Consider the following 22,351-nt stretch of genomic DNA (forward strand, 5'->3'; position numbering starts at 1 on the left):
GAAAACGGCGCCGGCATTGCACTTTGTCGCAGCAAGCCTGCGCCGCTTCTTCATCAGCGCGGCAGCGCTTAAGCAGAGAAACCGGAGGGCGCGGTGCTCCATTAATGGTAAAATCCACCTGCATCGACAAATTCAGCAATGTAAACCGCGCCGTGCCTCTTCGAACAAGGTACGGCAAGGTGAGGAGGTGAGACATGAGGGCGATGTGGTCCGGTTCGATCAGCTTTGGCCTGGTGAATATCCCGGTGAAGCTTTACAGCGGTTCCCAAAGCAACACGCTTGACTTGGACATGCTGCGCAAGAGCGATCTCTGCCCCATCAAATACCTTAGGGTCTGCAAGAATGACAATCAGGAGGTCCCCTATGAGGAGATCGTGAAAGGGTATGAGTACAGCGACGGCGAATACATCGTGCTGACCGACCAGGACTTCGAGAACGCGAGCCTGGAGAAAACCCACCTGATCGACATCGTCGATTTCATAGACGAGCGGGAGATCGACACCAGGTTCTTCGAGAAGCCGTACTACCTGGAACCGGAGAAGACCGGGCCCAAGGCGTATGCGCTTTTGAGGGAGGCGCTGAAGCGTTCGGGAAAGGTTGGAGTAGCGCATTACGTGCTCAGGAACAGGGGGAGCATCGGCATCTTAAGACCGCTGGACCAGGTGCTGGTGCTGAACCAGATCAGGTACGCCGAGGAGGTGCGGGACGCCTCGGACCTGAAACTGCCGGGGGATGAGAACCTGCGCGAGCAGGAGGTGGCGTTGGCGCTTTCCCTGATCGACCAATTGACTGTGAAGTTCGACCCCGAGAAATACAAGGACCAGTACGTAGACGACCTGAAGCGGATCATAGAGGAAAAGGCCCAGGGAAGAATGCCCGCCCCCCAGGCCAAACAGCCTCCTCCATCGAAAGTCGCCGACATGATGGCGCTTTTGAAGGAGAGCATTAAGCAGAAAAGAAAAGAGGCTGCCTGAAGCAACGAAAAGGGGACAGGCTACTTTTCTCCCCTCCTCAGACCCTCCCATCCCCACCTGTTCTTGACCCTGCAAAATCCCCCCACGTCTGTTGCAATCCAAAGTCGCTGTGTTAGTTTATTTCAATTCTTAAAAGCTACTAATAAAAAACGGCATCGATGGTTCTAAGGAGGATAAGCATGGAAACCAGCGCAACCGAGCAGAGCCGCGCGTACCGCGGGCAAAGCAGGCAGAAGCGGGTGAACGTGGGACCGGGAGAGCGGAAGGCGTCCATGGCAGGCGGGGCGGCACTGGCCCTCTCCGGGCTCTGGAGCATCGGCAGGAAGAACTACCTCTCCGGCCTGGCCATGATCGCCAGCGGAGGGATGCTCCTTTACCGGGGGCAGACCGGGCACTGCGGCATGTATGAGGCGATGGGGGTGGACACCGTGCACACACAGGGATCGGGACTGCGCATAGAGAAGGTGGTGACCATCGGACTGCCGCCGCACCAGGTCTACGAGTTCTGGCGCCACCTGGAGAACCTGCCCCGTTTCATGAAGCATCTGGAATCGGTGCAGGTCACCGGTGAGCGTACCTCGCACTGGAAGGCGGTCGGACCCGGGGGACTCTCTGCGGAATGGGACGCGGAGATGATGGAGGAAACCCCGGGGCAGCAGATCAGCTGGCACTCCGTGGGAAACGCCGACATCCCCAATAAGGGAACGGTGGAGTTCAAGGAGGCCCCCGGCAACCGCGGCACCGAGGTGCGTGTAAGCATCGACTACTACCCCCCCGGCGGCACCGCCGGAAGGGCCGCGATGAAGATCGCCCACGGCCTGAACGCCCAGCAGCTGGAAGAGGATCTCAAGCGCTTGAAACAGATCCTCGAAGTGGGCGAGGAGACGACAGCGCGGCGGACCGCCGAGTAAAACCGAGCCGAGCGCCCGGAACCCGGGACGCGACAAGGAGGAGATATGAGGGCAGTATGCTGGCATGGCAAGCAGGACGTGCGGGTGGACACCGTACCCGACCCGGAGATCGTACAGAAGGGGGACGTCATCGTTAAGGTCGCCCTCACCTGCATCTGCGGTTCCGACCTGCACCTTTACAACGGCTACGTCCCCACCATGAAGAAAGGGGACATCCTGGGGCACGAGTTCGTCGGCGAGATCGTCGCGGCCGGCACAGACGTCACCCGCTTCAGGGTCGGCGACCGCGTCATCGTGCCGTTTCCCATCAGTTGCGGCGCGTGCTGGTACTGCAAGCACGAACTCTGGTCGCTTTGCGACAACACCAACCCGAACTCCTGGATGATGGAGCATATCTACGGCGACACCGGCGGCGGGATCTTCGGCTACTCCCACCTCTACGGGGGGTATGCAGGCGGCCAGGCCGAGTACGTCCGGGTTCCCTTCGCCGACGTGGGGCTCGAGAAGATACCGGACGGGATACCGTACGAGCAGGTGGTGCTTTTAACCGACATCATGCCTACCGGCTACCAGGCCGCCGTCTACTGCAATATCAACCCGGGGGATACCGTCGCCGTCTGGGGATGCGGACCGGTGGGGCTTCTGGCCATGAAATCGGCGAAGCTTCTCGGAGCCGAGCGGGTGATCGGCATCGACCGGTTCCCCGACCGCCTGCAGATGGCGCACAGCCAGTGCCAGGCCGAGGTGCTCAACTACGAGGAGGTGGACGTAGCCGAGCAGTTGCAGAACATGACCGGCGGCCGCGGTCCCGACTCCTGCATCGACGCGGTGGGCCTCGAGGCTCGCGGCACCGGGATCGAGGACGTCTACGATCTGGTGAAGCAGACACTGCGTCTGGAGACCGACCGTGCCTCTGCGCTGCGCCAGCTGGTGCGGGCGTGCCGCAAGGGGGGCACCCTTTCCATCTCCGGGGTCTACAGCGGATTCATCGACAAGTTCCCCATGGGGGCCATCTTCGCCAAAGGGCTCACCGTGCGCGGAGGGCAGGCCCACGTGCACAAGTACCTCCCTCACCTGGTGAAGCTGGTCGCGGAGCAGCAGATCGATCCCTCCTCCATCATCACCCACAGGATGTCGCTGGAGGACGCGCCCGCCGGCTACCGCACCTTCCTGAAGAAGCAGGATTCCTGCATCAAGATCGCGCTCACACCGGAGCACGCCGCCCCGAAGACAGAACCAGCCTCCCCGTAACCCGGCCGCGCAGCACGCCGTCAAAGGAGATACCAGATGCCGACCGAAGAAGGGAAACAGTTCCCGCCGCAGCGCCAGGCGCAGCCGGGAAAAGAAGCCGAGATGACGCCCCGGCCGCAAAGCGGCGAGTTCGAGTACCGCGGGGCCGGGAAGCTGCAGGGAAAAACCGCCCTCATCACCGGCGGCGACAGCGGCATAGGCCGGGCCGTCGCCATCGCCTTTGCCCGCGAGGGTGCCTACATCGCTTTCGGATACCTGGAGGAAGACCAGGACGCGAAAGAGACCCGGGACATCGTGGAGCGGGAGGGGGTGCGCTGCCTCGCCTTCCGGGGTGACGTGGGTCAGGAGCAGTTCTGCCTCGACATCGTGAAAAAGACGGTGGAGGCATTCGGCCGGCTGGACATAGTGGTGAACAACGCGGCCGAGCAGCATTACCGCGAGAGCATAGAAGAGATCTCCTCCGAGCAGTTGGAGCGGACCTTCAGGACCAACATTTTTTCCTATTTCTATCTGGTGAAGGCCGCGCTCAAGCATTTGCAAGAGGGGTCGCGGATCATCAACACCACCTCGGTAACCGCCTACAGGGGAAATCCCAACCTCCTCGACTACTCCTCCACCAAGGGGGCCATCGTCGCCTTCACCCGCTCGCTCGCCCTTTCTCTGGCGGACAAGGGGATTCTGGTGAACGCCGTCGCCCCAGGTCCGATCTGGACCCCGCTCATCCCCGGAACCTTCCCGGAAGAAAAGACCGAGCAGTTCGGCGGGAACGTGCTTTTGAAGAGGGCAGGACAGCCGGTGGAAGTGGCGCACAGCTACGTCTTCCTCGCCTCCGAAGGGGGCTCCTACATGACCGGGCAGGTGCTGCATCCAAACGGCGGAACCATCGTCGGAGGATAGCCAGGGGGCCCTCACCCCGGCCCTCTCCCCCAATCCCCACTCCCAAAGGGAGAGGGAGCATGGACAAAGGGGTTCCCGCCCGAAACCGCTCCCTCCCTGCTCACCCGCCCAAGCGACCTGGCCATCGAGCCGAACAACGAAGAGATAGCCGCGCCCTTGCCCCGCAAGGCGGCAGGCTGACCTCGTCAAGGAGCCGACCATGTTCTCACTGCGCAGATACTTCAAGCTGGGCGACACGAGCTACAAGGAACTGGCCAAAAGGGCCTTCAAGAAGTTCTCGGAAGAGGACTGCCCGGAGCACTCCGCCGCCATGGCGTACTACTTCCTGTTCGCCTCCTTCCCATTCCTCCTCTTCCTGACCACGCTGATCGCCTACCTGCCGATCCCGCACCTACTGGATTACGTGCTGGACAACGCCTCCAGGGTCCTTCCCGGCGAAACCTTCACGCTGATCAAGGACAACATCCAGGCGCTGTTCACCAACAAGAAGCAAGGGCTCCTCTCCATGGGGATCGTCCTTGCGCTCTGGGCCTCCTCCAACGCTATCGTTTCCGTCATGGACTCCATGAACAACCTCTACGACGTCAAGGAAGGGCGCCCCTTCTGGAAGGTGCGCCTGATCGCCATCGGGCTGGTGGTCGGGCTGTCGGTGCTGTTCCTCGTTGCCATGGCGGCGCTCATGTTCGGCAACCAGATCGGCGACTACGTAGCCGGCCTGATCAACTTCGGCGGGGCGTTCAAGGTGGCGTGGTTCGCCGCCCTGGTGCCGGTCACCCTGTTCGTCCTCGTCCTCGCCGTCGCGGTCATTTACTACTTCACCCCCGACGTCGAGCACCAATGGGTCTGGATCAGCCCCGGCGCCGTGATCGCCATCCCGAGCTGGATCCTGATGTCCCTGGCGTTTTCGTATTACATCAACAACTTCGGCTCCTACGACAAGACCTACGGCAGTATCGGCGCAGTGATCGTGCTGCTGCTCTGGCTTTACCTGACCGGGCTCATCATCCTGGCGGGCGCCGTGGTCAATTCAGTGATCGAGCACAGCTCTGCGGAAGGGAAAAAACCGGGCGAGAAGGTGGCGGGAGAGGTGAGCGATCCGCGCGAGGACGTGAACGAGGAGATGAAGGAAGAAAAGGACCAGAAGCGCTAGCACCGCGGTGAATAAAGGCTCAGCGCACGGCGCACTGTAAAAAGGGGACAGGCTACTTTTTGATTTGAAAAAGTAGCCTGTCCCCTTTTGCTGCGGCTCCTCCCCCTGGAGGGGGCGGGGCGAACATCATTGCCCCTCCAGCTTGGGAACGCTCTTTTCCGACGCCAGCAGGTTCACTATGCCGCGCAGCGGTATCGAGACCCAATCCGGGCGGTTGTTCAGTTCGTACCCCAGTTCGTAGATTGCCTTGTCCAGCATGAAGCAGCGCAGCATCGTCTCCACGTCCTGCGGACGGTCCGGCATGAAGTTGCACCCTTCCACCCCCTTTTGGTAAGAGGCGAGGAAAAGGGAGGAGTTGTACCGGCACCAAGCCTGGATCCAGGGGAGCAGGAAGGCGACGTCCTCTTCCCGGACCTGGGGCCTCTGCATGAGCACGGCGTGGGCGGCGTACTCGAAGGAGCGCATCATCCCCGCCACGTCCCTGAGCGGCGACTGCTTGATCCTGCGCTCTCCCAGGGATTTCACCGGTTCCCCTTCGAAGTCCATGATCAGGAAATCGTCTCCGGTGTAGAGGAGCTGCCCCAGGTGGTAGTCGCCGTGGACCCGCGTCTTCATCGCCGAAAACTTGCTGATTGTGAACTTCTGCAGGGCCCCCTGCACGTCCGGTTCCATCCCCAGAAGCGCCTCGGCCTCCGGCACTAGTTCTTGGGGAAGCCGGCCCAGGTTCCGGCGTAAGAGGTCGAAGACCTTCCTGGTGCGGCTGCGCATCGACTGGTACACCGAGCGCTGGTAAAGAAGCGCAAAGGGTTCGGGCGCGAAGGAGGGGTCGTCGCTGCGGGAGGAAAGGGCCAGGTGCAGCTCCGCCGTGCGCTTTCCGATCAGGGCCACCATCTCCGGGTACAACCCCTGGATCAGGTCATGCAGCACGGTGGAGAAGCCGGTGGCCGCGGTGTCCGGTTGGGCGACGGCGGGAGTCCCAGATTCCTTCGCCTCCTCGCGATGGGCCAGCACACGATCGATGAACTGCCCCGCTTCCCCGAGGGTGAAGGCCCAGGCATCCCCCTGGTTGGGGACGAAGGCCTGCAGCATCCCGATAGCCACCGGCTCCAGCCCGGGTCGCCGGTACTCGATGGTCCCGGCCAGGGGCGCCACGTGCTGGAAATGGATCCGGTCCGAGAGGAACCTGCCGATCTCCACTTCCGGATGCGCCCCCTCCTCCAGGCGCCGGTACAGCTTCAGGAAGAAGTGCTTGTCGAAGAGCATCGAGGTGTTGCTCTGCTCCGATTTCCCCACCTGGGAGACGAACGGAGGCTCCTTCCCTTCCATGAGCGCGCCCATCCCGCCGGCCGGGCGCCCGGTGAGCCTTCCCCCGTCGGTGCGGATCGCCTTGCGGCGCCAGATCATCTCGAAAAGCGACCAGCGGAAGTGGGAGTTGTAGGTGCCGTCGTAGAGGACTCCGACCTTGTCGCCGATGCGCAGCTTGCAGACGACGGCGGCCGGCGTCTCGGTAAGGATCCCTTCGCCTCCGCCGTCCATGGAGACGAAATGCAGCGGCAGCAGGTAGGTCTCCGGCGCCCCCTCGCTGTAGCTCACCTCCAAAAGCGTGAGGATGACCGAGGAGCTGTTGACCGGGACGGGAACCTTCTCCATCACCGAAAAGCGGACCATGATCCGGCTCTTCCCCTGGAACCAGCGGGACCTCTTCAGGTATTCGGGAAGGACCGACTGCTCCAACTGCCTTAGCCCCGCCGACCTCAGCACGTTCTCCCAACTGCCGGTGACCGGAACCTCTTCCAGCACCCCCTCCTCCCGAGGCTTGACCTCTTCGTTTCCGTCCTTCATGAGCAGAAGGTGGTAGTCGTAAGCTCCCAGGATGACGCCATAAGGGGAGTCCTTGATGACCGGGAACCGGTTGCGGCTGAACATCTCCTCGGGATAAAAGCCGGCGAAGCGCGGCTGGTTCACCTGCACGAACTGCGTGGAACGGGAGAGGTTGATCAGCACCACGATGGACTGATCCTCATATTTCCTGACCATGGCCAGCACCTTGGAGTTCTCAATCGGCATGAACTCGACGCTCCCCCAGCCGAAGGCCTTGAACCGCTTCCTCAGATCGATCATCCGCTTCATCCACCAAAGAAGCGAAGAGGGGTTCTTCGCCTGGTTCTCGACGTTGCGCGCCTCGTAGTGGTACTCAGGGTCGATGATGGCGGGGAGGTAGAGCTTTTGCGGGTTCACCGGGGAGAAGCCCGCGTTTCGGTCCGGGCTCCATTGCATCGGCGTGCGCACCCCGTTGCGGTCGCCGAGATAATAGTTGTCCCCCATGCCGATCTCGTCGCCGTAGTAGATGATGGGGGTGCCGGGAAGGCAGAAAAGAAGGACGTTCATCAGCTCTATCTTGCGCCGGTCGTCCCCCATGAGCGGCGCCAGCCGGCGCCGGATCCCCAGGTTGATGCGCGCCCTCGGGTCGCGTGCGTAGATCCGGTACATGTAGTCCCGCTCCTCGTCGGTCACCATCTCCAGGGTGAGCTCGTCGTGGTTTCTCAGGAAGAGCGCCCACTGGCACTGCTGCGGGATGACCGGGGTCTGCTGCAGGATGTTGATGATGGGGAAGGAATCCTCCATCTGCAGCGCCATGAACATGCGGGGCATGAGCGGGAAATGGAAGCACATCTGGCAGGCGGCTCCCCCCCCGAAATAGGAGGCTGCGTCCTCCGGCCACTGGTTTGCCTCGGCCAGGAGCATCCGGTCCGGATACTTGGCGTCGATGTAGGCGCGCAGCTTCTTCAGGAACTCGTAGGTTTCCGGGAGGTTCTCGCAGTTGGTCCCCTCACGCTCGTAGAGGTAGGGGACGGCGTCGAGCCTGAGGCCGTCCACCCCCATCCCGAGCCAGAAGTCGATGACCCGGAACATCGCCTCGTGAACGCGGGGATTGTCGTAGTTGAGGTCGGGCTGGTGCGAATAGAACCGGTGCCAGAAGTAGCTCTTGGCGACGGGATCGCGGGTCCAGTTGGAGACCTCGAAATCCTTGAAGATGATGCGGGCGTCGAGGTACTTGTCGGGTGTGTCGGACCAGACGTAAAAGTCGCGCCAGGGGGAGCCGGGCTTCGAGGTGCGGGATTTCTGGAACCAGGGGTGCTGGTCCGAGGTGTGGTTTAAGACCAGCTCGGTGATGACCCGCATGCCGAGGGCGTGGGCACCCTTCAGGAAGTCCTGAAAATCGCGCAGGGTGCCGTAGTCCGGGTGAACGCTGCGGTAGTCGGCGATGTCGTAGCCGTCGTCCTTCAGGGGAGAGGGATAGAAGGGGAGCACCCAGATGGCCGTGATTCCCAGGTCGCGCAGATAGGGGAGTTTTTGCAACAGCCCCCGGAAGTCTCCGATGCCGTCCCCGTTGCTGTCGCAAAAACTCCTGATGTGCACCTCGTAGACGATGGCGTCCTTGAACCAGAGCGGGTTTTTGTCGCTGCGCTGTGGCATGGCTTACCCCTTTTTTTTCCCCAGGGAGTGCGGTGACGGCGCCCCCCGCCGATGACGTGGCGCCTCCCCCACCCCCCTGCCCCCTCCCGCAAGGGGAGGGGAAATCTTGACAGGTATATGTGATGCCTCCTACCGCTCCCGCAGGGGGAGGGGGAGTCGCTGTGAGCCTGGGAATAGCGGTCTCCCTGTTAACGCGGGAGACCGGGCGCGAGCTATAAGTAGTAATCGAAATCGGATTCCTTGCGGAGCCAGGTGCTGAGGCGGAAGATAGCTGCCGGCGCCAGCTGCGGGTCGAGGGTCATGTTGGCCCACTCCCCCTGCCAAATGGAGCGCTCGCCGCTCAAGAGGTCGTGCAACAGGTACGACTGTCCGGACAGGACGCCGAGAAGCCCCAGCGGCAGGCGCAGCTTCGCGCTGCGGATCCGGAAGGGGTCGAGGTTCACGGCTACCAGAAGCGCCCCCCCCTGCTTCCTGGAGGTTTTCACGAAGAAGAGCACGCTGTCGCTGTCGGATTCCAGGAACTGCACGTTGCAGGTCTCCTGCAGCGCCGAATACTCGCGCCGGATCCGGTTCAGCTTGGAGATCAGCTCCCTGATGTTCCCGGGCCCCTTGCGGTCCCATGGGCGGATCTCGTACTTCTCGGCGTCCTTGTATTCCTCGGATCCGGCGGCCTCCGCCGTCGGGATGCAGAGCTCAAACGCCGGGCCGTAGATGCCGAAGTTGGAGGAAAGCGTCGCCGCCAGGGTCACCCGGATCATGAAAGCGGCACGCCCCCCGTACTGCAGGTACTCGGTCAGGATGTCCGGGGTGTTGGGCCAGAAGTTGGGGCGCATGAACTCCTTCGCGTCGCTTCGGGTCAACTCCGTCAGGTACTCGGTCAGCTCCCGCTTGCTGTTGCGCCAGGCGAAATAGCTGTAGGACTGCGAGAAGCCGAGCTTTGCCAGCCGGCACATGATCTTTTGCCTGGTGAACGCCTCGGCGAGGAAGATGACGTTTGGATCCCTCTCCCTCGCCTTGGCGATGATCCATTCCCACATGGGGAAGGGCTTCGTGTGCGGGTTATCCACCCGGAAGATGCGCACCCCCCGGTCCATCCAGAAGAAGAAGATGCTCTTAAGCTCCTCCCAAAGCTCCTGCCACTGCGGCGTCTCGAAGTTGAACGGGACGATGTCCTGATATTTCTTGGGAGGGTTCTCCGCGTACTGGACCGTTCCGTCCGGCCTCCAGAGAAACCACTCGGGATGCCCCTTCAGGTAGGGGTGGTCCGGCGAGCACTGGAAGGCGATGTCGAGGGCGATCTCGATGCCCTGCCGATCCGCTTCGAGGACCAGGGCCTGGAAATCCTCCAGGGTTCCCAGTTCGGGATGTATAGACTTGTGCCCACCCTCAGGCGAGCCGATGGCCCAGGGGCTCCCCGGGTCCCCGGGCTCCGCCTCGACCCGGTTCGCCTTCCCCTTTCTCTTGCTGATGCCGATGGGGTGGATGGGGGGGAGATAGAGCACGTCGAAGCCAAGCTCGGCTATGTCCGGGAGGATCCCGATGCAGTCCTTCAGCGTGCCGTGCCTCCCCTCCACTCCCCCCAGCGAGCGCGGGAAGAGTTCGTACCAGCTGCTGAAAAGCGCCTTTTTCCGGTCCACCCGGACCACGAAATCCTTGTGGTAGCGGGTGGCGAGGCCGCGGGCGCAGCAGGTGCTGACCAGGTCGGCAAGCCGGGTGTCGAGTCCGAGCGCCACCGCCCCTTCCAGCTCCGGTTCCTGGTTCAGCGCTTCCACCGCCTGGCGCAGCTTCTCGGCGTCCGGCTCCTTCGCCTCCGTGGCCGCCTGCGACAGGATGCTGCTGCCGATCTTCAGGTCCACCGAGACGTCCTGCCCCGCCTCGAACCTTTTCTGCAGGTCGCGCTGCCAGGTGCGAAAATGGTCCACCCAGCCGAGCAGGCTGTACTCGTAGAACCCCGGTTCCCCCAGCTTGAAGCTCCCCTGCCAGCGGTCGTTCTCCAGGCGCTGCATCTGGGTCTCCTGCCACTCGTCATCTCCCTGCCTGCGGTAGAGCAGCATTGCCACCACCTCATCGTGGCCGTCGCTGAAGATGTCCGCCTGCACCACCATCTCGTCGCCGGTTACCCGCTGCACGGCGAACCGGCCACAATCGATCTGCGGGTGGACCCCCTCTATCGCTATCCGCGCTCTGCCTTCCATAGCTTCTCCTTTACGCGGAGGCGGACTCCAAGAGCGCCACGCTCACCTGCCCGAAGAGCCGCGCCAGCGGGATCACCTGCCCCCCCCCGTGCTCTCGCGTCTCTATCTCCTCGCCGTTGACGATGTTCCTGAACCTGCCCCCGCACCCTTCCGGCAGCACCAGGACCGTGTCCTGCCAGGCCTCCTCCCCCAAGGGGAGGCTTCCCTCCGCCGGCATCAGGGTCGCCACCAGCCGCGCGGCGGCGGCTATCACGGTCTTTTCCTTCCCCTTCCGGGCGAAGGCGCAGATGTGCCGCTCCCGCGTCCCCTTTGCCTCCAGCGGCAGGTACTCCCCCCCTTCGAAGGGGCCGCGGTTGCTCCTGCGGTAGTTCAAGACCCGGTAGATGAGATAGAGCTTGATCCTGCCGTCTTTCGCCTTCCCCATCAGTTCGCGGCAGAGCGCTTCCGGACCCGTTTCAGCCTCGCGCGCCTTGAGGTCGGCGAGCAGCTCAATCCTCTTGCCGTAATCGACCTGGCGGCGGTTGTCCGGGTCGACCAGGGTGAACTCGAAGAACTCGGTCCCCTGGTAGAAGTCCGGAACCCCGGGGGAGACCATCTTCAGGAAGGTCTGCGAAAGCGAGCTGAAGATGCCGCAGCGCGCCAACCGCCTTTGCAGCGGCAAGAACTCGCGCAGAAACACGTTTTCCGGCCCCGGCTCGAGGATCCGGTCCACGAACGAGGTCACCCCTTCCTCGTAGGCGATGTTCGGGCTCACCCAACTGGTGTTGACCTTGGCCTCCCGGAGCGCCTTGACCATGTAATCCCGGACCCTCCCCTTGAGGCTCTTGTACTCTTCCTGGTCCATCTCGCCTGCCGGCCAGTCCCCCAGAAGGATCTGGTACAGGAGGTACTCCTCGTTGCGGTCGGGCACCGGCTGGTTCTCAATGGAGGTGCTCTTCCCCTTGTTGAACCTGCTCCACCTGACCACGGACTTCTGCCAGAGCTCCGGGATCTCGGATAGCGCATCGATCCTGGTGCGTACGTCCTCGCCGCGCTTGGAGTCGTGGGTCGCCGTGGCGATCATGGCGTGGGGGAAGGTCTTGTTCCGGTCCAGGTTCTGGCCGTGGAAGGCCTCGAGGGTGGTGCCGAACTTCCCGGGCATCCCCCCGACGTCGTTCAACGAAACCAGCCGGTTATAGACGTAGAAAGCCGTGTCCTCGAGCCCTTTGGCCATCACCGGCCCGGTTATCTGTTGGAAACGCATGGCGAAATAGAGCCAGGCGCGGCGGTCGTTCTTGCTCGCCCGCTCCGGGGATTTCAACAAGAGCACGTCCCTTACGAAGTCGAACACGGAGCCGCTGATCGCCGGGTTGCGCCGTTTGGCCTTATACACGGCCGCCTCGATGTACTGCACGTCCTTGTCGCGCATGGAGGCCGAGTTGGCGTAGGTGCGGTACACCGGGAAGCAGGCGATTACCTCGCTGATGGCGCGGGCCAGGCTGTTCAGGGTGAAGTCGCGGGTGAGCCGGTCCTGCTCGGCGATGTTGTTCAACTGGTGCGCCAGCATGTTCCCCTCGCCGGAGAGCGACACCTGCATCACCAGCTTCTTTTTTTCGTAGACGAGATCAGGGAAATCTCTCCCCCACTTCACGAACCGGTCGTAGAGCCGGTCCATCTGCTTCGCCTTCTCGGTGGCCACGAAGATGCCGTTCAAGCTGTTCAAAAAGTCGTACCCCGTGGTCCCGAAGACCGGCCACTGGTCGGGGAGCAGTTCTCCCTTCATCAGGATCTTCTCCACCACGGCGTAGAAAGGTTTGTAGCAGGGATCCGTCTCCAGGAGCGCGTTGTACTCCTTCTCGAGCGCCTCCTTCTCCTCCCCGTTATCCGCGGGAAGCGGGGAGCCTGCCTGCCGCAACTGAAAGTAACTGCTTTTCTGGAGATTCTGCAGATAGGAAACGGGATCGTAGAGCCCGTCCACGTGGTCGATGCGGACACCGGTGACCTTCCCCTCCCGGATCAGCCGGAACAAGAGCGTGTGGGTCAGGTCGTAGACTGCCTGGTCTTCCATCCTGATGGCCGCCAGGCCGTTGATGTCGAAGAAGCGCCGGTAGTTGATCTCCTCCGTCGCCACCCGCCAGTAGGAGAGGCGGTACGCCTGCTCCCGCAAGAGCTTGTCCATAAGATCGAAGCTGCGCGGGTCCCCCTTGCTGCCGTTGAAGCTCTTCACGTTGTCGGCGATGAAGGCCGCCACCTCCGGCGACTCCTGGCAGAGCTGCCAGAGCCTCTTTTTGATGATCTCCTTCTCGCGGTGCCGCTCCCCCATCTTCTCCGGGTCCTGCTCGGTCGCCAGCGGCAGGTGCTGCAGCGCCGTCTCGATGCTCAAGAGTTCCTCGACCGGCGCCGCCTCCGCCGGAAACTTCTCCTTCAACGCGTCCAGCCGGTGCTGGAGGATCTGCAGGTAGCTCCTAGGCTCCAGCGGGATCTGCAGCGCGTAAACCTGAACGAAGAAGGCCCCGTTCCTGAAAAGAAGCTGCAGACCGCCCCCTTCCAGCACCTTGCCGTACTGGTCCCCCAGAAGCGGCAGCAGCACCTTCCCGGTCAGCTCCTTTTTCACCGGCTCCCAATCGATATCGAAGAAGTGCGCGTAGGGGGAACTCATCCCGTTTTCGAGGACGTCCATCCACCAGAGGTTCTCGCCGCTCTCGATGCACATGTGGTTGGGTACGAAGTCCAGGATGTGCCCCATCCCGTGCCGCTTGAGCTCCTCCACCATGGTGAGGTGGCTCTGCTCGTCCCCCACTTCCCTGTTCAGCACGGTCTGGTTCACCACGTCGTAGCCGTGGACGCTTCCTTCCTTGGCAGCCAGGTACGAGGAGGCGTAGACGTCGCTGATCCCGAGATCGTTCAGGTATCCGATGATCCCGGTGGCGTCCGCGAAGGTGAAGCCGGCGTTGAACTGCAGCCGGTAGGTGGCCGTCGGGATTCTCGCAGCCGGCTTATATTTCTCTGCCATGCTCCCCCCTGGCTACCCCTGCGGCAGCACTGCGCCGAGATTGAAGCGGAAGGTTTCCCCCAGTTTCCGGAACGCCTCGATCCATGCGGCCGCCCCCTCCTCCCCCTTGGCCGCCTTTGCAGCGTGCTCGGAGTAGACGGACTTGGCCAGGGTGTAGTAGTCGTTTTGCATCTGCCAGAGCACCAGGTTGATGGGGAGCTCGTTCAGGAGGTTCATGTACTTCAGCATCCTCCCCATCAGCTTCACGTCGTCCGGATTCTCCATCAGTTGCGCCGACATGCTCTCCATGTGCCGCCGCATGAAATACTCGGTGTCCCCGCCGTCGATCCCCACCTGCCATTTCTTGATCTGACCGATGATGCGGTGCACCGCGTCCTCGTCTATCTCCTCCTCGCTCATTGCCTTTTTCAGCGCCTGGTTCAGAGCCGGCTCGGCCGCAGCCAGGAAGATGTGCGGCACCGGGACCCGGGTCTCCTTGACGAACTCCATCAGCGGGCGGCTGCGCTCGAACATCTCCTGGTAGCTGGAGATGCTCTCCTCCATGTTCTGGTTGATGATGACGTTGATGATCTTGCGCTGCTCGTCGGCGAAGAGATTCAGAAGCGAAAAGCTGTGGGTGCCGAAGTGCTTGTCCATCAAGGTGACCAGCTCGGTGTAGAGCCCCTTGTCGAAGGTGGCGCTCATCTCCTCCCGCATGGCCGCATACGCCTCGCCGTCGCAGCTTTCGATCACCCCCCCTTTGAAGTCGTGGCTCCCCAGGCGCATGACGCAGAAGGTGAGGCAGGCGTTCTCCTCGGTGATCTCGCTGGCGACGTGGATACGCCCCATGGCTATCACCGCATCGGGGGTGGAGACCTTGCTGTACTCCTCCTTGGCAATGGCGTAGCAGTAGATCTGGGAATGGTCCTCATACTCCTCGTAGAGCGAACTGAAGGCGTAGTGGGCGCCGACCTTGACCAGGTCCAGCCGGATGGGGAGCACGAAGTTCTGGTAGATCCAGAGCCCGTCCTGGTGCTCAGGGATGTTGCTCTTCGCCTCCTTCAGGCGGTCCAGAAAGGCCTTCTCCACACCATGTTCCGCGATCCCCTCGGAGAGCTGCAACGCGCGGCTGGCGTAATCGATCACCTGCACCGTCTCCAGCCCTGAGAGCTCGTCGAAGAACCAGCCGCAGCTCGTGTACATCAGCATGGCATGGCGCTGCATCTCCAAAAGCTTCAGCGCGGTGATCTTCTCCGAAGCGTCGAGATCCTTTTTCGCGTGCTGGGCCAGAAAGCTTTCCGCCCGCTCCATTTCCCGGTTCAGGATGACCTCGATGTAAGCGTCCCGCGCCTGCCAGGGATCCTTGAAGAGTTCCGCCCCCTTCCGCGAGAAGCCCTGCGCCAGGCGGTCCCGCAGCCAGTCGAGCGAGGCGCGCAAGGGGCCGCGCCACTGCTGGTTCCATCCCGGCACCCCGCCGGAGCAGCCGCAGTCGCTGTTCCAGCGCTCAACGCCATGGGCGCAGCTCCAGGAGGTTCGCTCGTGGATCTTCGCATCCATCGTCGGTGGGCAGAGTTCCAGGTACTCGCCGTAGTTGGTGAGACGCGCCAGGTTGTTCAGCTCGATGTGGTTCAGGGCGGCGGCGAGCGCCATGTCCCCGAACTTCTGGTGGTGTCCGTAGGTCTCGCCGTCGGTGGCGATGTGCATGAGCTGGGACCAGTCGCGGTCCTCAGTGAATCCTCCGACCAGCCGGTTGGCGAGCGCCTCGCCGCTGTCCAGAAGGTTCTCGAAGGCGACCGCGCGGGATATGGGACCGTCGTAAAAAAAGAGGCTGATCTCGCGCCCGGAAGGAAGCTTGCAAAGGTAGGCCCGGGTCGGGTCGATCTCCGTCTCGGTCCACTCCTCTGCGCCGAGTTCCCGGTACCCCGCCGCCTGGTGCGGGGCGAGGATGGTGTACTTGATCCCGTATTCCGCCAGGAGGTCCAGGCTCTCCAGGTCCACGGCGGTCTCGGCGAGCCACATCCCTTCGGGGAAGCGCTGGAACCTCTGCTCGAAGTCCTTGATCCCCCAGATGATCTGGGTCCGCTTGTCCCGGGAATTGGCCAGCGGCATGATCATGTGGTTGAAGACCTGGGCTATGGCCGAGCCGTGTCCGGAGCGCCACTCCATGCTCAGCTTGTCCGCGTCAAGGATTGCCTGGTAGATCTTCGGGGCGGCGAATTGCATCCAGGAGAGAACGGTAGGGCCGAAATTGAAGTTGATCTTGGCGTAGTTGCTGGTGATATCCATGACCCGCTGTTCGCCGTCCAATATCCGCGATGCGGAGTTGGAGGCGTAACACTCGGCAGTGATCCTCTCATTCCAGTCATGGTAGGGGAAGGCGGAATCCTGGATCTCGACCGCTTCGAGCCAGGGGTTCTCGCGCGGCGGCTGGTAAAAATGGCCGTGAATGCAGACGAACCGCTCGTTAGCTTGTTCCATGTGCTCCTCCTGTCAGGTCGGCGGCGTACACGACCACGCTGAATGGGTTGATCGATAACGGAATCTCCCCCGGTTCTCCTGTCACCTCGACCTTCACCGGCGCCTCTTCCCCCGGCCCGAGCCAGTGCTGTGCCGACGAATCAAGCAGCTTCTCCCACTTCCCTTCCGGAAGCCGCAAGGGGATCTCCTGCTGCATGTTGTTGAAGCTGAACAGGCAAAGAACCGAGTTCGGGCCGGACCACCTTCTGAAGCAGAGGACCTTTTGCTGAGGCATCCCGTACACCTCCATCTGTTCGCGCTGGAACACCTGGAGCGCGGGCAAGATGCTGCGCAGAGAGAAGAGCTTCTTGTAGAACTCGAGGATTACCTCCTGTTCCCCCACCTTTTCGCCGGCAAGGTCTATCTTCGACTCCAGGAAGGTCTCTTCCGCCGCCGGGTCGGGGATCTCCCCCTCGCAGATGCCGGAGGCATGCTCCTCATGCTTCCCCTTCCGGACCAGTTCGACCAGCTCGGGGTCGCCATGGTCGATGAAGTAATGGAAGGGGGCCTTCTCCCCGTACTCCTCGCCCATGAACAGCAGCGGTATGTAGGGGGAAAGGATCACCACCCCCGCGGCCAACAGGAGCTGTCCCACCGGGAGGCTCCCGCTCAGCCGGTCCCCGCATTTTCTGTTTCCCACCTGGTCGTGGTTCTGCGAGAAGACCACGAACTGCGAGGTGGGGAGGTCCTTCGCCGGGCCGCCCTGGCGGCGCTTGCGGTAGTGGGAATATTCGCCGGTGAAGACGAAGGCTTCCTCGTAGGTCTTCACCATCTGTCTGAACTGGCCGAAGTCCTCGTAGTAGCCGGTAGTCTCCCTGGTGAGCAGGGTGCGCAGCGCGTGGTGGAAATTGTCGCACCACTGGGCGTCCAGGCCGAAACCGCATCTATCCGGCGACATGATCAGCCGCGCGTCGTTGGTGTCGTTCTCGGCGAAAAGGAAGATCTCCCTCCCCAGCCGTTCCCGGTGCAGGTGCACCTCCTCGGCCAACCGCTGCAAAAGCGGCTTCGGCGTCTGATCGAAGATCCAGTCCACCGCGTCCAGCCTGAGGCCATCGAAGCGGAATTCGTTGATCCAGTACCCCGCGTTCAGCAAGAAGAACTCGAGGACCGAGTCGCTGTAGGCACCGTCCAGGTTCATGGCCCGCCCCCACGGGGTGCGGTACTTGTCGGTGAAGTAGTGGCCGAATTCCCAGAGGTAGTTACCCTCCGGCCCGAAGTGGTTGTAGACCACGTCCAGGAGCACCGCGAGCCCCTTCTTATGGCAGGCGTTCACCAGCCTTTTCAATCCGTCCGGGCCGCCGTAGCTGCTCTGGGGCGCGAAGTGAAAGACGCCGTCGTAACCCCAGTTGCGCTTGCCGGGGCACTGCGACACCGGCATGATCTCGACCGCGGTGATCCCCAAGGCCACCAGGTGGTCGAGAAAAGGTATGGCCGCCTCGAAGGTCCCCTCCTTGGTGAAGGTCCCGACGTGGATCTCGTAGATCCGGTACTGCTCCAGCGGGATGCCGGTCCACCCTTCGCCCCCCCATTCGAACAGATCGGGGTCCACCACCTGGGACGGCTCGTGCACCCCGTCCGGCTGGTAGCGCGAAACGGGATCGGGGAAGGTCTTGCCGTTGTCGAGCTGGTAGAGATAGCGGTCGCCGTCGGCCACCCCGGCAACCGTGGCGGAGTAGTACCCCATTTCCTCCTGCTGCATGGGGACCGCGCCGGCCGCCTTGCCTGAAAGGATGAGGAGGTTCACCGTCTGCGACTTCGGGGCCCAGACCCTAAAGCGGGCTCCTCCCTCTTTGAGCACGGTGGCCCCCAAGTCGAATTTCCAGGCAGCAGCTACCATAGGACGTCTCCTGCAAGCGCGGGCCGTATCATTAATGCCATCCAAAAAAATTAGTTTATTAAAAGTACCTTAGACTTTACTCCTGTCAATGCCCGTCAATGGCGGGGTTGCGTTTTAGTAGAAAACGCTGCGCAGCTCTCTCATTAACAAAAAGAGCCCGGAATCGTAGCTGATCCGGGCCCTCTTCGAGGCAAACGCCAAGCCTGCCTGGGTTGGTCAATTCCCTCTGACTATTTAAGCGTCGGTATCGCCTCGCGGATGAACGAGAGGTGGCGTTGTTCGTCGGCGTAGTTGGAGCGGACGATGGCGGAGATGTCCACCGGGAAGTCGAGCTTTGAGGCTTCCTCGTAGCGGCTGGTGGTCAGGCGCTCGTTGGTCTCCATAGCTTCAAGGGCTCCTTTCGAACCGGTGAGGCTGCGCAGGGCGGTGAAGCCCGAGATCAGGAAGCCTTTGAAGTCGGAGGTGAGTTCAGGCGGGGTGCCACCCAACTCCAGCATTTTCGCTGAGAGTAGGTCGATGTGCTTTCTGTGGTCGGCCTGGAACTGGATCAGCTTGTCCTTGATGACCACCTCGTTCACGTTCCTGATCGCCTGGTCGTAGACATGGGTGGCATCCACGTCGAGCTGTATCAGTTTTCCCAAGTGGTTGAGTATGTCGTCTCTGTTCATTCGGTACCTCCGGGTTGGTTCTCCCTGTTATCCCTGGCACCGATGGCGCCGGGTAGGACGTTTCATTTTCGGAGCGGCTGCTCCTCTCTCATCTTCTCCAGCACGATCCACTCGTGGCCGGTCTGCCTGCCATGGTTCTCACCCACCTCGCGTGCCATTTCCCTGCTGTTCAGCCAGTCGGTGATGGCGCCGCATCCGTCCTTGCACTCGGGAAGGTATTCGTACTCCGTGTAGTCAAAGTCCATCTCGGCGCCTCCTCCATCTGCCTCGCGTCATCACTGCCGCCGGCGGCGTTTGCCGCGGCGGTCGCCCTAGTTACAGTCATCGGCCCACAGGCATTCCCGCTGGCCGCACTGCCCCGACTGCCCCGAATCGAAACACTGCCGATTACCCTCGGTTCTTTGTATCACCCTGATCAATTCGCCTTTCTTCAGTTTTGATGTGGGGATCGCCATCCTCTGGGCTATCTCCCGGATATCCTGGACTCTCATGCCTCTTTCTCCTTTCCTGCGCCCGCTCGGGGGCTTTGTTTTTTCGGCTTTAAGCCGTGTTCCGAATCCGGTTCCAGCGCCTCCTCCTCGTTGGGTCGGCAGAGGGGAAACAGGGCCCAGGATTTGCAACGTCTAACAATCTAGCCGCGGTCCTTGCTTTGTCAATTCAGACAAGCCCATCTAAAGCCGATCTGGCGATGTGATAAACTCATGACCTTGAAAAGGGGAGGTTCTCATGGGACTGGAAGAGTATCAGCGCAAAAGGAATCCGGGGAGGACGCCGGAGCCGCCGGCCAGCGAGGGGAAGTCGGAGAGATCTTTACGGTTCGTGGTGCATAAACACGCGGCCTCTCATCTGCATTACGACTTCAGGCTCGAGCTCGACGGAGTTCTGAAAAGCTGGGCCATCCCCAAGGGCCCCTCGCTGGATCCCTCGGTAAAAAGGCTCGCCATGATGGTTGAGGACCACCCCTACGACTACGGCGACTTCGAGGGGGTGATTCCCAAGGGGAATTACGGGGCAGGCGAGGTGATCGTCTGGGACACCGGGAGCTATGAGGCCCCGGGGGCGGCCGATCCGGAGCAGGGCATACGGCTGCTGCGCGAGGGGCTGAAAAAGGGAGACCTGAAGTTCGTGCTCTCCGGCCGGAAACTGAACGGGGAATATGCCCTGGTGCGTATCAAGGGGGACAAGGAGAACACCTGGCTTTTGATCAAGAAAAACGACCGGTATGCCTCGGCCGAGGACGTGACGTTGCAGGACCGTTCGGTGGTCAGTGACGTCACCATCGAGGAGCTAAAGACGGGGAGGAAGCCACAGGCATCGGTGCCGACCCAGGCAACCATGGCAAAAGCCGCGGCCCCTGTCGGGCCTGCCGGACCAGTTGCTCCGATGCCGCACCGCATTACACCGATGCTGGCCAACTCCGCGGCCGAGCCCTTCGACGATCCCGACTGGCTCTTCGAGATAAAACTCGACGGCTACCGCGCCATCGCCGAGGTAGAGAACGGCGGGGCCCTCCTTTACTCGCGCAACAACCTCTCCTTCAACAAGCGCTTCCCCGCCATCGTCCGGTCACTTGCTTCCCTGCCGGTCACGGCAGTGCTGGACGGTGAGGTGGTAGCCCTCGACGCCAAGGGGAGGTCTTCCTTCCAGCTCTTGCAGAACAGCCTGCGCACCGGGGAGAAGAACATCTACTACGCCTTCGACCTCCTCTACCTAGACGGCGAGGACCTGCGCGCCGAACCGCTCGAGGCACGCAAGGAGAGGCTTCGCAACCTGCTCCCCGAACTCCCCTGGGTCCGCTTCAGCGACCATATCAGGGAGTACGGCAAAGAGTTCTTCGAGCTTGCCCGCGAGAACAACCTGGAGGGGATCCTCGCCAAAAGGGCCGACAGCCGGTATTTTGCGGGAAGAAGAAGCGGCGACTGGCTGAAGATTAAGATACGGCTGCAGCAGGAGGCGGTGATCTGCGGGTTCACCCAGCCCCGGGGGAGCAGGAAAGGATTGGGCTCTCTTGTGCTGGGGGTCTACGAAAATGGCGAGCTGGTCTACATCGGACTTACCGGAGGGGGGTTCGACGATGCGGGGTTGAAGGAGATGTACGCTGCGCTGCAACCGCTGATCCAGCCGGAGTCCCCTTTCCGGCAGCAGGTGAAGACCAGCATGCCGGTTACCTGGACCAAACCAGTGCTGGTCTGCGAGGTCGAATTCGCCGAGTGGACCGACGAGAACGTCATGCGCCAGCCCATCTTCCTTGGGCTTCGGGAGGACAAGGACCCCCGATCCGTGCAGCGGGAGATCTTTCCCGGGGAGGTCCAGCCCCCCGTGCACCATGCGCAGACGGATCAAGAGGAGGATGTTGGCGAGCCTGCGGCAGGGGAAAAGGTGCCTGCAGAGGAGACGGTTGCCACAGCCAAGCCTTTCGTGAAGAAGGGGGGCGCGAAGAAAGGGGAGGTAAATCTCGTCATCGACGGGCAGCGGCTCACCCTGACCAACCTGGACAAGGTCTTCTGGCCGGAGGAGGGATACACCAAGGGGGACGTCATCGACTACTACCGCAAGATGGCACGGGTGATACTCCCGTACCTCATGGACCGCCCGGAGTCGATGTACCGTACGCCGCACGGCATCGCCGAAGGAGGTTTTTACCAGAAGGAGACGGGCGACCTGATCCCCCCCTGGATCACCGCCCGCGAGATCTATTCCAAACACGTCGACAAGAACATCAAGTTCCTCGTCTGCCAGAATGAGGCGACGCTCATCTACATGGCCAACCTGGGCTGCATCGAGATCAACCCATGGCTGTCGCGGCTGCAGCAGCTGGACTATCCCGATTACCTGGTGATCGACCTGGACCCCGAGGACATCTCCTTCGAGAAGGTGATCGAAACGGCGCTCGCCGTACACGAGGTTTTGGAGATCGCGGGCGCGGCCAGTTTCCCGAAGACCTCCGGCGCCACCGGCATCCACATCTACGTCCCGCTCGGAGCACGCTATGACTACGAAACGGCGGGGGGATTCGCGAAGCTGGTGGCGACCCTCGCGCACCACAAGGTCCCCGGCTTCACCAGCCTCTTGCGCAGCCCTAAGCAGCGCCAGAAAAAGGTGTACCTCGACTTCCTGCAGAACAAGCCCGGCCAGACCCTCGCCGCCCCCTACAGCATCCGCCCCCGCCCCGGGGCGACCGTTTCGGCGCCGCTTCGCTGGGAGGAGGTGAAGCCGGGTCTCGACCCGCGCCAGTTCACCATCAACACCATCGGGATACGGCTGGAGCAGGTAGGTGACCTGTTCCAAGGCGTCCTCGGTCCCGGTATCGACATGGAACGGTGCCTGGAGCGGCTGCAAAACGGGTAGCTTTGGCTGAAAACGAGGAGCAGACAGCGCTCATGTGTCCGCGCCCTGCCGCTTTCCAACCTCCGAAAATTGGAAAATTACAAGCTGTTAAACCGTTTTCTGCCCATGCTATACTTTGTTTAGAGAAGTTAATGAAAGTACAGGGAGGTGAGATG

At 61.9% G+C, this 22,351-nt stretch carries 14 protein-coding genes; 6 read left to right on the forward strand and 8 right to left on the reverse strand.

Annotation, left to right across the window (positions count from 1 at the left end; genetic code table 11):
* Positions 1–194 precede the first annotated feature (194 nt).
* The 5 genes from ku to K419_RS21860 all read left to right on the forward strand — a co-directional run bounded on the left by ku (position 195) and on the right by K419_RS21860 (position 5,183).
* Positions 195–974, forward strand: a complete 780-nt coding sequence (ku, locus tag K419_RS0109250) for a non-homologous end joining protein Ku (RefSeq protein WP_026841334.1) — start codon at positions 195–197, stop codon at positions 972–974.
* 179 nt (positions 975–1,153) lie between these two features.
* Positions 1,154–1,885: an SRPBCC family protein gene (locus K419_RS0109255; protein ID WP_026841335.1), complete on the forward strand. Its 732-nt coding sequence runs from the start codon at positions 1,154–1,156 to the stop codon at positions 1,883–1,885.
* 45 nt (positions 1,886–1,930) lie between these two features.
* Positions 1,931–3,136 carry a zinc-dependent alcohol dehydrogenase gene (locus K419_RS0109260; protein WP_026841336.1) on the forward strand — a complete coding sequence of 402 codons (1,206 nt, stop codon included), beginning with the start codon at positions 1,931–1,933 and terminating at the stop codon, positions 3,134–3,136.
* Positions 3,137–3,172: 36 nt separating this feature from the next.
* A complete protein-coding gene (locus K419_RS0109265; RefSeq protein WP_026841337.1) occupies positions 3,173–4,033 on the forward strand; it encodes an SDR family oxidoreductase in 861 nt (286 codons plus the stop codon).
* A gap of 199 nt (positions 4,034–4,232) precedes the next feature.
* Positions 4,233–5,183, forward strand: a complete 951-nt coding sequence (locus K419_RS21860; RefSeq protein ID WP_035497096.1) for a YihY/virulence factor BrkB family protein — start codon at positions 4,233–4,235, stop codon at positions 5,181–5,183.
* 126 nt (positions 5,184–5,309) lie between these two features.
* On the opposite strand, the gene treS is transcribed toward K419_RS21860, so the two are convergent.
* From treS to K419_RS0109310, 8 genes are all read right to left on the reverse strand, one after another.
* Positions 5,310–8,660 carry a maltose alpha-D-glucosyltransferase gene (gene treS, locus K419_RS0109275; protein ID WP_026841338.1) on the reverse strand — a complete coding sequence of 1,117 codons (3,351 nt, stop codon included), beginning with the start codon at positions 8,658–8,660 and terminating at the stop codon, positions 5,310–5,312.
* Positions 8,661–8,872: 212 nt separating this feature from the next.
* On the reverse strand, positions 8,873–10,855 hold the full coding sequence (locus K419_RS0109280) for an alpha-1,4-glucan--maltose-1-phosphate maltosyltransferase (protein ID WP_026841339.1): 1,983 nt from the start codon (positions 10,853–10,855) through the stop codon (positions 8,873–8,875).
* 10 nt (positions 10,856–10,865) lie between these two features.
* Positions 10,866–13,847 (reverse strand): malto-oligosyltrehalose synthase, encoded by a 2,982-nt coding sequence (locus K419_RS0109285; RefSeq protein WP_026841340.1) that lies wholly within the window; start codon positions 13,845–13,847, stop codon positions 10,866–10,868.
* Positions 13,848–13,859: 12 nt separating this feature from the next.
* Positions 13,860–16,304, reverse strand: coding sequence for a DUF3536 domain-containing protein (locus K419_RS0109290; RefSeq protein ID WP_026841341.1), 2,445 nt, complete (start codon positions 16,302–16,304; stop codon positions 13,860–13,862).
* On the reverse strand, positions 16,291–18,180 hold the full coding sequence (treZ, locus tag K419_RS0109295) for a malto-oligosyltrehalose trehalohydrolase (RefSeq protein ID WP_026841342.1): 1,890 nt from the start codon (positions 18,178–18,180) through the stop codon (positions 16,291–16,293). Before treZ ends, K419_RS0109290 begins: the two co-directional genes overlap by 14 nt.
* Before the next feature lie 230 nt (positions 18,181–18,410).
* Complete coding sequence (locus K419_RS0109300) at positions 18,411–18,848, reverse strand: ferritin-like domain-containing protein (protein ID WP_026841343.1); 438 nt, start codon at positions 18,846–18,848, stop codon at positions 18,411–18,413.
* Positions 18,849–18,910: 62 nt separating this feature from the next.
* Positions 18,911–19,093, reverse strand: a complete 183-nt coding sequence (locus K419_RS0109305; protein ID WP_012528569.1) for a hypothetical protein — start codon at positions 19,091–19,093, stop codon at positions 18,911–18,913.
* A 66-nt stretch (positions 19,094–19,159) separates the two neighbouring features.
* Positions 19,160–19,339 (reverse strand): Rho termination factor N-terminal domain-containing protein, encoded by a 180-nt coding sequence (locus K419_RS0109310; RefSeq protein ID WP_012528568.1) that lies wholly within the window; start codon positions 19,337–19,339, stop codon positions 19,160–19,162.
* Between the two features lie 235 nt (positions 19,340–19,574).
* Here K419_RS0109310 and ligD point away from each other — a divergent pair, with 235 nt between their 5' ends.
* Positions 19,575–22,196, forward strand: a complete 2,622-nt coding sequence (gene ligD, locus K419_RS0109315; protein ID WP_026841344.1) for a DNA ligase D — start codon at positions 19,575–19,577, stop codon at positions 22,194–22,196.
* Positions 22,197–22,351 lie beyond the last annotated feature (155 nt).

Source organism: Citrifermentans bremense R1, from assembly GCF_000426865.1.
GTDB lineage: Bacteria > Desulfobacterota > Desulfuromonadia > Geobacterales > Geobacteraceae > Geomonas > Geomonas bremensis.